The following is a 13,753-nucleotide window of genomic DNA, read 5'->3' on the forward strand; positions in this document are numbered from 1 at the left end:
GCTATTCGCTAAGCGCATTGCCAACCCCGCGCGGATCGGCCGCGCCGACCCAGCCGGACGCCGTCCTTTCCGCGGCATTGGCTTTCAGCCCCAGGCGGGCGACCGACACCTTGTGGCCCTTAGCCTCCAGCGCCGGCTTCATCGGCGCGAGAATTGTGCCCTGTTCGAGCACGATTCCGTCGTTGTTGAAGAAAACGAGGCCCAGACCCAGCGCATCGCGCGCCGGCAGTTTCCAGTCGAAATGCGCGATGATCGCCTTGGCGACCTGCATGATGATCGTCTTGCCGCCGGCGGCGCCCACGGTGAACACGGGCGCGCCGCTCTGGTCATAGACGATCGTCGGCGACATGGACGACAGCGGCCGCTTGCCCGGTTCCACGCGGTTGGCGACGGGGGCGCCGTCCTTTTCAGGCGCGAGACTGAAGTCGGTAAGCTCGTTGTTCAGAACGAAGCCGTTCGCCATCAGCTGACTGCCAAAAGGCATTTCGATCGTCGAGGTCATCGTCGCGACATCGCCCTTGCCGTCGACGGCGATGAAATGGGTCGTGCCATGTTCGTTGGGCTGGCTGCCCGGGGTCCGCGACTGGGCACCCGGCGGCGTGCCCGGCTCGTAGCGGCCGAGCGCGCGCGCCGGCGAGATCAACCCGGAACGCTGTGCGATATAGCCTTTGTCGATCAGGCCAGCGACCGGCACGTCGACGAAGTCGGCGTCGCCGAGGTATTTCTCACGATCCGCATAGGCGAGCTGCATCGCCTCAGCGATCAGGTGCCAGGATTCGGGCGAATCCTTGCCCAGCTTCGCCAGATCGAAGCGTTCCAGCATGCCCAGGATCTGAAGCACCGTGGTGGCGCCCGACGAGGGTGGGCCCATCCCGCACACCTTGTAGCTGCGATAGGTGCCGCACACCGGGGCGCGTTCCTTTGCCTCATAGGCGGTAAGATCGGCGGCAGTCATGTCGCCGGGCGCGACCTTCGAGGTGGTCACCGCGGTCAGCAGCGCCTTGGCATTCTCGCCAGTATAGAAGGCGTCGGGGCCTTCCGCCGCGATTTTTCGCAGCAGCTTGGCGAGCGTCGGATTCTTGATCGTCTCGCCCTCCGCTAGCGGCTTGCCGTTGCGCGAATACATGGCGGCGATCTGCGGGAAGCGGCCGGTTGAATCAGCGACGCCGGTGGAGGTGCCACCCTCCGGCCCGGCAACAGCGGTGCTGCCACCACTCCACATCGGCGTGAGATTGGTGCTGGCGGCAGCCATCGGGCGGGTCACGGTATAGCCGTTCTCGGCGAGCCGGATCGCGGGTGCAAACAGCGCCTTCCACGGCAGCTTGCCCCATTTCTTGCTGGCGAGCGCCGCCAGGCGAATGTTGCCGGGCACGCCCACGGACTTACCGCCCGGGAATGCCTGAACGAATGGGATCGGCTTGCCGTCGGGGCCGAGGAACCGATCGGGCGTGGCCGCCATCGGCGCCTTTTCGCGCCCGTCGATCGTCTCCAGCTGTCCTTTGGCCGATTGGTGCAGCAGGAAGCCACCGCCGCCGATACCGCTCGACTGCGGCTCAACCACGGTCAGCGCGAGCATCATGGCGAGGGCAGCGTCAGAGGCCGAGCCACCGGCCCGCAGGATCTCCCTTCCGGCTTCGGTCGCACGGGGATCGGCGGAGGTCACCATTCCCTGAGCGAGCGCGGGAACGGGAGCGATCAGCGCAGCAAGCGCCAGCATTTTCTTCATGGCGCGCGACCCTATCGGCGGCGGCGGCGGCGTCAACCGGCGCCGACAGCCTCGGTTATCGAGCCATAGCCATCGCGCCCGAGCAGCGCGGCGAGGTCTTTGAGGATCCGCACCGGCAGGCCGGGACCGGCATAGACCATCGCGCTGTAGAGCTGCACGAGGCTCGCGCCGGCGCGAATACGGGCATAGGCCTCGGCCCCGCTGCCGATGCCGCCGACGGCGATGAGCGGGATGGCGCCTCCCGTGGCGGTGCGGAACTCGGCGAGCTTCTGACGCGCGAGCGCAGCCAGTGGGGCACCCGACAGGCCGCCCGCTTCCCCGGCGTTCGGCGAGGCCAGCGCGGGGCGCGAGATGGTGGTGTTGCCGATGATGAGCGCATCGAGCCGGTGGTCGATGACCGCGGCGGCAATGTCGTCGATTGCAGCATGGTCGAGATCAGGCGCGACCTTGAGGAAGAGGGGGAGAGTGCCGGCGGCGGCGCGGGTCGCGGCGAGGAGGTCGCGCAGCGCGCTGCCATGCTGGAGATCGCGCAGCCCGGGGGTGTTGGGCGAACTGACGTTGATCGTGACATAATCGGCAACGCGCGCCGCGGCCGAGACGCCGGCCACATAATCGGCGACGCGATCCGCAGCGTCCTTGTTGGCGCCGACATTGAGGCCGAGCACGCCAGCACGCCGCGCCGGCAAGCGCTTCAGCGCGGCATCGAGCCCGCCGTTGTTGAAACCCATTCGGTTGATCACGGCCTCATCCTCCACCAGGCGGAAGAGGCGGGGCTTTGGGTTGCCGGGCTGGGGCAGAGGGGTGAGCGTGCCGACCTCGACCGCGCCGAAGCCGAGCGCGTGGAGCCCCGTCACCGCCTCGCCATCCTTGTCCACGCCGGCCGCGAGGCCGAGCGGGTTGGCGAAATCCAGCCCCGCCACGCGGGTCGCCAGCCTGTTATCGGATACGGATCGGCCGCCGGGCGCGCCCAGCCGGCCCCACAGCGCGAGAGACCGTATGGTCAGGCGATGGGCGCGTTCGGCGTCGAGGGCGAACAGGGCGGGGCGCATCGGAAAGCTCATGGCCGGGCGGTGCCCCCGAACCACCCGCGAGATCAAGGGCGTGAATGCTCTTCGCGGGTGCAAAATCGCCGGTTGATTTCCGCTTCACGGAAGCCCATCTGGCAATCAGAACGATTTAGTCTGATTTGAGAACCGCTCGCAATATGCGTCTGTCCAGCCTTGCCGATTATGCCGTCGTCATGATGACGGCCGCGGCGCGCCATTGCGGCGGGCTGGCGCGCGTCAATGCGACCAGCCTCGCGCAGGAGACGGGCGTGCCGCTGCCGACCGCGCAGAAGCTGGTGAGCCGGCTCTCGTCCGCCGGACTGATTGAAAGCACGCGCGGCACGGGTGGCGGCTTCCGCCTGTCGCGGCCCCCGGCGGCGATCACGCTGGCCGATATCATCGAGGCGGTGGAGGGGCCGATCGCGCTCACCACCTGCGTCGATACGGCGCAGCATGATTGCGTGCTCGACGGCAGTTGCCGCGTGAAGCCGCATTGGGCGGTTGTGAACAATGCGGTGCGCGGCGCGCTTGCCGGCATCACGCTCACCCAACTCGCCGCCACCACGCCGCTCGTCCCATCCGAGGGACGCGCCATGACCGAAATGAAAGTGGACGCCTGACATGGCCACCAAGAACGCCGAGGCGCTCGCCGCGGTATCCAAGAAGTACGAATGGGGCTTCGCCACCGAGGTGGAGCAGGACTTCGCGCCCAAGGGGCTGAACGAAGACACCGTTCGCTACATCTCCGCCAAGAAGGGTGAGCCCGAGTGGATGCTCGACTGGCGGCTGAAGGCGTTCCGCAAATGGCTGACGATGGAATCGCCGGATTGGGCGAAGCTCAACATCCCGCCGATCGACTATCAGGACGCTTATTATTACGCGGAGCCGAAGCAGAAGAAGACGATTGCGTCTTTGGACGAGCTCGATCCGGAAATCCGCCGCACCTATGAGAAGCTGGGCATCCCGATTGCCGAGCAGGAAGTGCTCGCCGGGGTCGAGGGCGCGCGCAAGGTCGCCGTGGATGCCGTGTTCGACAGCGTCTCGGTCGCCACCACGTTCCGCGAGGAGCTGAAGGCTGCCGGCGTCATCTTCCTGTCGATTTCGGAGGCGATCCGGGAATATCCCGATCTGGTGAAGAAGTGGCTCGGCAAGGTCGTGCCGCAGCACGACAATTATTTCGCCACGCTCAACAGCGCGGTCTTCTCGGACGGGACGTTCGTCTACATCCCGGAGGGCGTGCGCTGCCCGATGGAGCTCAGCACCTATTTCCGCATCAATGCGGAGAATACTGGCCAGTTCGAGCGCACGCTGATCGTCGCCGACAAGGGCGCCTACGTGTCGTACCTCGAGGGCTGCACTGCCCCGATGCGCGACGAGAACCAGTTGCACGCCGCGGTGGTGGAACTGGTCGCGCTCGACGATGCCGAGATCAAATATTCGACGGTACAGAACTGGTATCCGGGCGACGAGAACGGCGTCGGCGGCATCTACAATTTTGTCACTAAGCGCGCGCTCTGCCAGGGCAAGAACAGCAAGGTATCGTGGACGCAGGTCGAGACCGGCTCTTCGGTGACATGGAAATACCCGTCTTGCGTGCTGCTGGGCGATGGCAGCGTGGGCGAGTTCTATTCCGTCGCGGTGACCAACAATCGCCAGCAGGCGGATACCGGCACCAAGATGATCCACCTAGGCAAGAACACCCGCTCGACCATCGTGTCGAAGGGCATCAGCGCCGGGCGGTCGGACAACACCTATCGCGGGCTGGTGCGGGTCGCGCCGACGGCAGAGGGCGTGCGCAACTTCACGCAGTGTGACAGCCTGCTTCTGGGCGACCAGTGCGGGGCACATACGATCCCGTATATCGAGGTTCGCAACCCGAGCGCGCAGATCGAGCATGAGGCAACCACCTCTAAGATCAGCGAAGACCAGATGTTCTATGCGATGTCGCGCGGCCTCGACAGCGAGGCGGCCGTGGCGCTGATCGTCAACGGCTTCGCCCGCGAGGTGCTGCAGCAGTTGCCGATGGAGTTTGCGGTGGAAGCGCAAAAACTGCTCGGGATCAGCCTAGAAGGCTCCGTCGGATGACCAACTGTTCCGTCACTTACCTTTTCGGGTCGGCCGCTCCGACCGCCTCCATTTCGGAATGACCATGCTTAGAATCGAAAACCTCCACGCCGAGATCGACGGCAAGCTGATCCTCAAGGGCCTCAGCCTCTCCGTGAATGCGGGTGAAATCCACGCGATCATGGGGCCGAACGGCGCGGGCAAGTCGACGCTTGGCTACGTGCTCGGCGGTCGCCCCGGTTATGAAGTGACCGAAGGCAGCGTCACCTTTGATGGTGTCGATCTGCTCGAGCTGGAGCCGCATGAGCGCGCCGCGGCGGGGCTGTTCCTCGGCTTCCAGTATCCGGTCGAGATCCCCGGCGTCTCCAACGTCCAGTTCCTGCGTGAAAGCCTCAACGCGCAGCGCGCCGGCCGTGGTGAGAAGCCGCTGTCGGGCGGTGAGTTCCTGAAGCTGGCGCGGGCGCAGGCCGATGCACTCGGCCTCGACCAGGAGATGCTGAAGCGTCCGGTCAACGTCGGCTTCTCGGGCGGTGAGAAGAAGCGCAACGAGATGGTGCAGATGGGCATCATCGATCCCAAGTTCGCGATCCTCGACGAGACCGACAGCGGCCTCGACATCGACGCGCTGCGGATCGTGGGCGACGGCATCAACCGCATCATGCGCAAGCCCGAAAAGGCCGTGCTGCTGATCACCCATTATCAGCGCCTGCTCGATTACGTGAAGCCGGACTTCGTTCACGTCCTTGCCGATGGTCGCATCACCCGTTCGGGCGGCGCGGAGCTCGCGCATCAGCTCGAGCGTGAGGGTTATGCGGAGATCGCGGCGTGAGCGACGCCGTGCTTGATCTGCCCTCGGCCCGAGAAGAGGCGTGGCGCTGGGCCGACCTCGGCGGGCTGGCGGCGGCAGCGGCGCTGGCACCGATCGCGGCGCCGGAGGCCGATTTCCTCGATCTGCCGGGCGCGAAGCTGCTGTTCGTTGACGGCGTGCTCGATGAGGGGCGCAGCGACCTTCATCGCGTGGCGATCGGCGCGCTTGGTGCGGACGATCACCCGCTCGGCCGCCGCGCTGGCGGCACCGGTTGGTCGCTCCACCTTGATGCGCAGGCGGCTGCCGATCCGGTGCAGATCGTTCATGTCGCCACCGGGCGGCAGAACCATGTGCCGGCGGAGATCATCCTTGCCGACGATGCCGCGGCCGAGGTGGTGGAGACGTTCGTCGGTGCAGGCTGGCAGAACCGCTTTACCCGCACGCGGCTGGGCAAGGGGGCGCGGCTGATGCGGTCGGTGCGGCTGCTTCAGCCCGCCGGGTTCGTGTCGCTGCGCGAGGCGGCGGAGATCGGGGAGGCGGCGAGCCTCGTCACCGTGTTCCTGGGTGCCGGTGGGCAGGGGAGCCGGATCGACGCGCAGCTGACCATGGCGGGCGACGGCGCCTTCGCCGAATATGGCGGCGCGCTGCTGACGTCGGCTGACCAGAAGCAGGAATGTGCGGTGCGCGTGAACCATGCGCATCCCAATGGCTCGTCGCGCCAGGTGTGGCGCGCGGTCGCGGCGGATCGTTCGCAGGTCAGCCTGGCGGCGGCGGTCGAGGTGGCGCGCCATGCGCAGAAGACCGACGGCGAGCAGAGCCTGCGCGGCCTGCTGCTCGATCGTACCGCGACGGTAAACCTGAAGCCCGAGCTGGAGATCTTTGCCGACGACGTGAAGTGCGCGCATGGCGCGACGGTCGGCGAGCTCGACCAGCGCGCGATGTTCTACATGCAGAGCCGCGGAATCCCGCGGGCGCGTGCCGAGGCGATCCTGACGCGGGCGTTCGTCGCCGACGCGCTGGAGCGGATCGGCGACGAGACGGTGCGCTCGGCGTTCGAGGCCGACGCCGATGCCTGGCTCGAGGCGGCGCTGGATTGATGGACCAATCACTCACCCCGTTCGTCCGGAGCGCAGTCGAGGGGCCGGCCGCGGGCGCATCGCTCGCCGCACGTTCCTCGACGATGCTCGGAAGGAACGTGGCGGGTGCCGGTCTCGTCACGGGCCTGTCCTACAGGCGCTTCATCTGTCAGCATTCCCCTTTGTTCGCCGCATCCCCAATGTTGAGAAAAACGCGCCAGCGCCTCAACTTCCTCAACATTCGCGAGGTCGCATGACCGTTCTCGCCACAGCCCGCCCGCTTGATGTGCTCGCCGATTTTCCGGCGATTCCCGCAGGTTGGGCCTATCTCGATACCGCCGCGACGGCGCAGAAGCCGCGTCCGGTGATTGACGCGATCACGCGCGGCTATGACACCACTTACGCTACCGTCCATCGCGGCGTGTACCAGCGGTCGGCGGACATGACGCTGGCCTATGAAGCCGCGCGTCGCCGCGTCGCTGGCTTCGTCGGCGGGGAGGAAGGCGAGATCGTCTTCGTTCGCGGCGCCACGGAGGGGATCAACCTCATCGCGCAATGCTGGGCGGGGACCCAGCTGAAGGTGGGCGACCGGATCCTCTTGTCGGCACTGGAGCATCATTCGAACATCGTCCCGTGGCAGATGGTCGCCGAGCGTGTCGGTGCCGCGATCGACGTCGTGCCGCTGACCGCCGATCACCGCATCGATCTCGACGCTATGGCCGCGATGCTGACGCCGGCGCACAAGCTGGTCGCGCTGGCTCATGTGTCGAACGTGTTGGGATCGGTGCTGGACGCGAAACGCGCCGCCGCGCTTGCGCACGGCGTCGGTGCGAAAATCCTGATCGATGGCTGCCAGGCCGTGCCGCGCATGCCGGTCGACGTCGTCGATCTCGATTGCGACTTCTACGTCTTTTCCGCGCACAAGCTGTACGGCCCGACAGGCCTTGGCGTGCTGTGGGGCAGGGCGGAGCTGCTCGATGCGATGCCCCCCTATCAGGGGGGCGGATCGATGATCGACCGCGTGACCTTCGCGAAGACGACCTACGCCCCGGCCCCGACGCGCTTCGAGGCGGGAACGCCGCATATCGTCGGCGCGCTCGGCCTCCGTGCAGCGATCGATTATGTCGAGGGCATCGGTCTCGACCGCATCCATGCACATGAGACAGCGCTGGTCCGGCAGGCGCGCGAGGCACTGTCCGCGATCAACTCCGTGCGCCTGTTTGGGCCGGAGGACAGCGCCGGGATCGTCTCCTTCTCCATCGAGGGGGTGCATCCGCACGACATCGGCACCATCTTGGACGAGGCGAAGGTCGCGATCCGCGCCGGCCATCATTGCGCGCAGCCGCTGATGGAGACGCTGGGCGTCGAGGCGACCGCTCGCGCGAGCTTCGGCGTCTATAACGGGCCGGCCGATGTCGAGGCGTTGGCCAGGGGCATAGAAAGAGTAACGAGGATTTTCGGATGAGCGAGCCGATCCGGATCGAGGAAGTGGAAGCCGAGACGAAGCCGCCCCGCGCGCGCGTCGAGGATGCGGTGGAAACGCCGGTGGAGACGGGTGGTCGCCAGCGCGACTATCTCGACGGGTTCCTTGCGCAAAAGCCGCAGCGTGACGCGGGACATGAACCGGGCGGCGCACTGTACGAAGCGATCATCGATGCGCTGAAGGAGATCTACGATCCCGAGATCCCGGTGAACATCTATGAGCTGGGCCTCATCTACAATGTCGAGGTGACGGACGGCGGCCATGCCGTGGTCACCATGACGCTGACGACCCCGCATTGCCCGGTGGCCGAGTCGATGCCCGCCGAGGTCGAGCTGCGCGTCGGATCGGTGCCGGGCGTGTCGATCGTCGACGTGAACCTCGTCTGGGATCCGCCGTGGGACCCGGCCAAGATGTCCGACGAGGCGCGGCTCGAACTGGGGATGTTGTGATGGCGACGGCTGTTCGTGAGCGCCCCGCGGCGCTGATCCTGACCGACACGGCGAAGGCGCGGGTCGCCTCGCTGATGGCCAAGGCGCCGGAGGGAGCGATCGGCGTGAAGCTGTCGACACCGCGGCGCGGCTGTTCCGGCCTTGCCTATTCGGTTGATTATGTGACCGAAGCCAAGCCGTTCGACGAGAAGATCGAGACGCCCGGCGGCACGCTGTATGTCGATGGCGGATCGATCCTGTATCTCATCGGATCGACGATGGACTGGGTCGAGGACGATTTCACCGCGGGCTTCGTGTTCAACAACCCCAATGCGAAGGGCGCCTGCGGGTGCGGCGAGAGCTTCACCGTCTGATGTGAGACAAGCTGCACTGCAGCATGGCGCGTGACTCTACGCGCGCCGGCGCTAAGCTTCGTGGTTGATGACCGACGCCGCAGCTTCGCCCGCCGTTGACCGTTCGCCGCTGGCGAACCGGATCGTCGACACGCTGATCCATCGCATCGGCAAGGATGAGCGCGCCGCGCGCAAGCACGACTGGCTGGACGCCACCATCCTGACGCTGCGCGACGAGATCATCGACAAATGGATGGAATCGACCCGCGCGGCGCACGCGAGCGGCGCCAAGCGCGTCTATTACCTTAGCCTTGAGTTCCTGATCGGGCGGCTGCTGCGCGACGCGCTGTCCAACCTTGGCCGCAATGCCGAGGTGAAGGCGGCGCTCGCGTCGCTGGGCGTGGACTTGGACGAGATCGAGGAGATCGAGCCGGACGCTGCGCTGGGCAATGGCGGTCTGGGGCGGCTGGCGGCGTGCTTCATGGAGAGCATGGCGACGCTGGAGCTGTCCGCTTATGGCTATGGCATCCGATATGTGAACGGCATGTTCCGCCAGCGCATCGACGATGGCTGGCAGGTCGAGCTTCCCGAAACCTGGCTGACCCATGGCAATCCGTGGGAGTTCGAGCGGCGCGAGAGCGCCTATTTCATCGGCTTCGGCGGCGAGGTTACCAGCAATGCCGCCGGGCGGGTCGACTGGAACCCGGCGGAAGCAGTGGAGGCGGTCGCCTTCGATACGCCGGTGGTCGGCTGGCGCGGCAAGAGGGTGAACACGCTGCGGCTGTGGAGCGCGCGCGCCTTCGATCCCATCCGGCTGGACGCGTTCAACGCCGGCGATCATGCCGGGGCGCTTGCAGGGCAGGTGCGGGCAGAGGCGCTGGTGCGGGTCCTCTACCCGTCGGACGCCAGTGCCGCCGGCCAGGAATTGCGGCTGCGGCAGGAGTATTTCTTCTCCTCCGCCTCGATCCAGGACGTCGTCCGCCGGCACATGCAATATTTCGGGGACATTCGCCTGCTGCCGGAGAAGGCGGCGATCCAGCTCAACGACACGCACCCGGCGATCTCGGTCGCCGAACTGATGCGCTTGTTGCTCGACCATCACGAACTCGATTTTGACGAGGCGTGGGATATCGCCCGGCGGACGTTCGGCTACACCAACCACACCCTGCTGCCCGAGGCGCTGGAAAGCTGGCCCCTGCCGCTGTTCGAGCGGCTGCTGCCGCGGCACATGCAGATCGTCTATGCGATCAATGCGCAGGTGCTGCGCGAGGCGGCGCGAAGCGGGACGGCTGACGGCGGGGCGATCGCCGCGATCAGCCTTATCGACGAGAATGGCGAGCGGCGCATCCGGATGGCCAACATCGCCTTTGTCGGCAGCCACAGCGTCAATGGCGTCGCCGCGCTGCACACCGAGCTGATGAAGCAGACGGTGTTCGCCGACCTGCACCGCCTGTACCCGGACCGGATCAACAACAAGACCAACGGCATCACGCCGCGCCGCTGGCTGATGGAGTGCAACCCGCGCCTGACGTCCCTGATCCGCGATGCGATCGGACCGGCGTTCTGCGACGATGCCGAGCAACTCAAGTTATTAGAATCTTTTGCGAACGACGCCTCGTTTCGGGAGCGTTTTGGTGAAGTGAAGCGTTCCAACAAGGTGGATCTGTCGAATTATCTCAGGGAAGATCAGGGGCTGCGGGTTGACCCCGATGCGCTGTTCGACGTCCAGGTCAAACGGATCCACGAATATAAGCGGCAGTTGCTGAACATCATCGAGACGGTGGCGCTGTACGACCAGATCCGCAGCCATCCGGAGCGCGACTGGGTGCCGCGGGTGAAGTTGTTCGGCGGCAAGGCGGCGTCGAGCTATCACAACGCCAAGCTGATCATCAAACTGGCCAATGACGTCGCCAAGCGGATCAACAGCGATCCCGCCGTGGGCGGGCTGCTGAAGGTCGGCTTCATCCCCAATTACAATGTCAGCCTGGCGGAGCGGATCATTCCCGCCGCCGACCTGTCCGAACAGATCTCCACCGCCGGGATGGAAGCGTCGGGGACGGGGAACATGAAATTCGCGCTCAACGGCGCAATCACGATCGGCACGCTGGACGGCGCCAATATCGAGATCAAGGACCGGGTGGGCGACGACAATATCGTCATCTTCGGCCTGACGGCCGACGAGGTCGCCGAAACGCGACGCGCGGGCTATTCGCCGCGGTCTATCATCGAGAGCAGCCGGGAGCTGTCGCAGGCGATCAACGCGATCGCCTCCGGCGTGTTCTCGCCCGACGATCCTGGCCGATACCGCGACCTGATGAGCGGCCTCTACGACCATGACTGGTTCATGGTGACGGCCGATTTCGATGCCTATGCGGCGGCGCAGCGCGCGGTGGATGCCCGCTGGATCGACCGCGGCGGATGGCAGGCGTCGGCAATCCGCAACGTGGCGAATGTCGGCTGGTTTTCGTCCGATCGGACGATCGGCGAATATGCGCGCGACATCTGGAACGTGATGTGAAGCCGCCGCCCAGCGCGATCGCCGCCTTGCTCGCTGGGCGCCACGATGACCCTTTCTCGCTGCTGGGCGTCTATGCCGGCCCGACCGGGACCTTTGCCCGCGCGCTGATCCCAGGGGCCGAGCGGGTCGAGGCGCAGACGCTGTCGGGGACGGCGCTCGGCGCGCTGGTTCGTGTCGATGAGCGCGGGCTGTTCGAGGGCGTGATCGCCGGCGAGCCGCAGCCACTGCGCTATCATGCGCAGGGCGGGGGCGCCGAATGGTGGGTGACCGACCCTTATACCTTTGGCCCCGTGCTGGGTCCCGTCGACGATTTGCTGATCGCGCAGGGGACGCATTTCCGCCTGCACGACAAGATGGGCGCGCATCTGATTGAGCATGAAGGTGCATCGGGCGTGCATTTCGCCGTCTGGGCGCCCAATGCGCAGCGTGTCTCCGTGGTCGGCGACTTCAACGACTGGGACGGCAAGCGCCATGTCATGCGGCGGCGCGCGGACGTCGGCGTGTGGGAGATATTCATCCCCGACATCGCCGAGGGGCGGCATTACAAGTTCGAGATCGTCGGCCCGGATGGGCAGTTGCAGCCGCTGAAGGCCGACCCCTACGCCTTTCGCACGGAATTGCGCCCCGGCACCGCATCGATCACCGCGACCCCGCTGACCCATGAATGGGGCGACGCGGACCATGTCGCGCATTGGGCGCAGGTCGATCCGCGCCGCGTGCCGATCAGCATCTACGAGGTGCATGCCGGGTCGTGGGACCGGGACGAGAATGGCTGGTTCCTGACCTGGGACGCGCTGGCAGACCGGCTGATCCCCTATGTCGTCGACATGGGGTTCACCCACATCGAGTTCATGCCGATTTCCGAACATCCTTATGATCCGTCATGGGGATATCAGACGACGGGCCTGTATGCGCCGTCGGCGCGGTTCGGCGACGTCGAGGGTTTTGCCCGGTTCGTGGATGGCGCCCATCGCGCGGGGCTGGGCGTGTTGCTGGACTGGGTGCCGGCGCATTTTCCGATGGACGCATTCGGCCTGATCCATTTCGACGGCACCGCGCTGTACGAGCATGAGGATCCGCGGCTGGGCTTCCATCCCGACTGGAACACGGCGATCTACAATTTCGGCCGGCGCGAGGTGTCGGCCTTCCTCGTCAACAATGCGCTGTTCTGGGCCGAGCGGTTTCACGTCGACGGGCTGCGCGTCGATGCCGTCGCGTCCATGCTGTACCGCGATTACAGCCGGCAGCCGGGCGAGTGGATCCCCAATGCCGAAGGGGGCCGGGAGAATTGGGAGGCGGCGTCCTTCCTCCAGTCGATGAACCGCGCGGTCTATGGCGCGCATCCGGGCATCTTCACGGTGGCGGAGGAATCGACCGCCTGGCCGGGCGTGACTCACCCCGCGCATGACGGCGGGCTGGGGTTCGGATTCAAGTGGAACATGGGCTTCATGCACGACACGCTGAAGTACATGGCGCGCGAGCCGATCCACCGGCAGCACCATCATCACGACATCACCTTTGGCCTGGTTTACGCGTTCAGCGAGAATTACGTCCTGGCGCTCAGCCATGACGAGGTGGTGCACGGCAAGGGTTCGCTGCTGGCGAAGATGAGCGGCGATGATTGGCAGCAATTTGCCAACCTGCGCGCCATGTATGCGCTGATGTGGGGATATCCGGGCAAGAAGCTGCTGTTCATGGGGCAGGAGTTCGCCCAGCGGCGCGAGTGGAGCGAGGCGCGGGCGCTGGACTGGGACCTGCTGCACTCGACTGCGCATGAGGGCGTGCGCAAGCTGATCCGCGATCTGAACCGGGTCTATCGCGAAAAGCCGGCGCTTCATGCGCGGGACTGCGAGCCGGAAGGGTTCGAGTGGCTGGTTGCCGATGACGCGGCCAATTCGGTATTCGTCTGGCTGCGCAAGGCACCGGGCGCGGCGCCAATTGCGGTGATCTGCAACATGACGCCGGTCGCGCGCGCGCCCTATCGTATTCCATTGCCGCATGATGGCCGCTGGCGCGAGATCCTGAACTCCGATTCCAGTTTCTACTGGGGATCGGGCCTCGGCAACATGGGCGGAGTAGAGGTGCGCGACGGCGCGGCAATGGTCACGCTGCCGCCGCTGGCGACGATCATGCTCGAGTTTGAAGGATAGCGTTTTGCTCTCGGGTGGAGGCAGTGCGGGGGCGTCTATCCCCGGCCTTCGAGAGACCAGGGGAGGGCCTGTTCCCCTGGCATCATGACTGAGGGAGACAG

12 protein-coding genes are annotated in these 13,753 nt (G+C 65.9%); 10 read left to right on the plus strand and 2 right to left on the minus strand.

Annotated features, from left to right (window positions below; all coding sequences use genetic code 11):
• Window position 1 precedes the first annotated feature (1 nt).
• Together XM50_RS13580 and XM50_RS13585 are read right to left on the minus strand one after the other, a co-directional pair.
• A complete protein-coding gene (locus XM50_RS13580) occupies window positions 2-1,726 on the minus strand; it encodes a gamma-glutamyltransferase family protein (protein ID WP_052742576.1) in 1,725 nt (574 codons plus the stop codon).
• A gap of 32 nt (window positions 1,727-1,758) precedes the next feature.
• Window positions 1,759-2,775, minus strand: a complete 1,017-nt coding sequence (locus XM50_RS13585; protein WP_443024667.1) for a quinone-dependent dihydroorotate dehydrogenase — start codon at window positions 2,773-2,775, stop codon at window positions 1,759-1,761.
• A gap of 155 nt (window positions 2,776-2,930) precedes the next feature.
• Between XM50_RS13585 and XM50_RS13590 the strand changes: the two genes are divergently transcribed.
• The 10 genes from XM50_RS13590 to glgB all read left to right on the plus strand — a co-directional run bounded on the left by XM50_RS13590 (window position 2,931) and on the right by glgB (window position 13,652).
• The gene (locus XM50_RS13590) at window positions 2,931-3,392 is read left to right on the plus strand and encodes an SUF system Fe-S cluster assembly regulator (protein WP_046410243.1); all 462 of its coding nucleotides are present in this window, start codon (window positions 2,931-2,933) and stop codon (window positions 3,390-3,392) included.
• 1 nt (window position 3,393) lies between these two features.
• Window positions 3,394-4,857 carry a Fe-S cluster assembly protein SufB gene (gene sufB, locus XM50_RS13595; protein WP_046410245.1) on the plus strand — a complete coding sequence of 488 codons (1,464 nt, stop codon included), beginning with the start codon at window positions 3,394-3,396 and terminating at the stop codon, window positions 4,855-4,857.
• Window positions 4,858-4,921: 64 nt separating this feature from the next.
• The gene (sufC, locus tag XM50_RS13600) at window positions 4,922-5,665 is read left to right on the plus strand and encodes a Fe-S cluster assembly ATPase SufC (RefSeq protein ID WP_046411674.1); all 744 of its coding nucleotides are present in this window, start codon (window positions 4,922-4,924) and stop codon (window positions 5,663-5,665) included.
• On the plus strand, window positions 5,662-6,741 hold the full coding sequence (locus XM50_RS13605) for a SufD family Fe-S cluster assembly protein (protein WP_046410247.1): 1,080 nt from the start codon (window positions 5,662-5,664) through the stop codon (window positions 6,739-6,741). The genes sufC and XM50_RS13605 overlap by 4 nt, the downstream gene beginning before the upstream one ends.
• Window positions 6,741-6,977: a hypothetical protein gene (locus tag XM50_RS20895; RefSeq protein ID WP_046410250.1), complete on the plus strand. Its 237-nt coding sequence runs from the start codon at window positions 6,741-6,743 to the stop codon at window positions 6,975-6,977. The genes XM50_RS13605 and XM50_RS20895 overlap by 1 nt, the downstream gene beginning before the upstream one ends.
• On the plus strand, window positions 6,974-8,185 hold the full coding sequence (locus tag XM50_RS13615; protein WP_046410252.1) for a cysteine desulfurase: 1,212 nt from the start codon (window positions 6,974-6,976) through the stop codon (window positions 8,183-8,185). Before XM50_RS20895 ends, XM50_RS13615 begins: the two co-directional genes overlap by 4 nt.
• Window positions 8,182-8,652 carry an SUF system Fe-S cluster assembly protein gene (locus XM50_RS13620; protein WP_046410253.1) on the plus strand — a complete coding sequence of 157 codons (471 nt, stop codon included), beginning with the start codon at window positions 8,182-8,184 and terminating at the stop codon, window positions 8,650-8,652. The genes XM50_RS13615 and XM50_RS13620 overlap by 4 nt, the downstream gene beginning before the upstream one ends.
• The gene (locus tag XM50_RS13625) at window positions 8,652-9,005 is read left to right on the plus strand and encodes a HesB/IscA family protein (protein WP_046410255.1); all 354 of its coding nucleotides are present in this window, start codon (window positions 8,652-8,654) and stop codon (window positions 9,003-9,005) included. Before XM50_RS13620 ends, XM50_RS13625 begins: the two co-directional genes overlap by 1 nt.
• A 67-nt stretch (window positions 9,006-9,072) precedes the next feature.
• Window positions 9,073-11,502 (plus strand): glycogen/starch/alpha-glucan phosphorylase, encoded by a 2,430-nt coding sequence (locus tag XM50_RS13630; protein WP_046410257.1) that lies wholly within the window; start codon window positions 9,073-9,075, stop codon window positions 11,500-11,502.
• Complete coding sequence (gene glgB, locus XM50_RS13635; RefSeq protein WP_046410259.1) at window positions 11,499-13,652, plus strand: 1,4-alpha-glucan branching protein GlgB; 2,154 nt, start codon at window positions 11,499-11,501, stop codon at window positions 13,650-13,652. The genes XM50_RS13630 and glgB overlap by 4 nt, the downstream gene beginning before the upstream one ends.
• Window positions 13,653-13,753 lie beyond the last annotated feature (101 nt).

This window comes from Sphingomonas sp. Ag1 (assembly GCF_000980895.1).
In the GTDB taxonomy this organism is placed as follows: domain Bacteria; phylum Pseudomonadota; class Alphaproteobacteria; order Sphingomonadales; family Sphingomonadaceae; genus Sphingomonas; species Sphingomonas panaciterrae.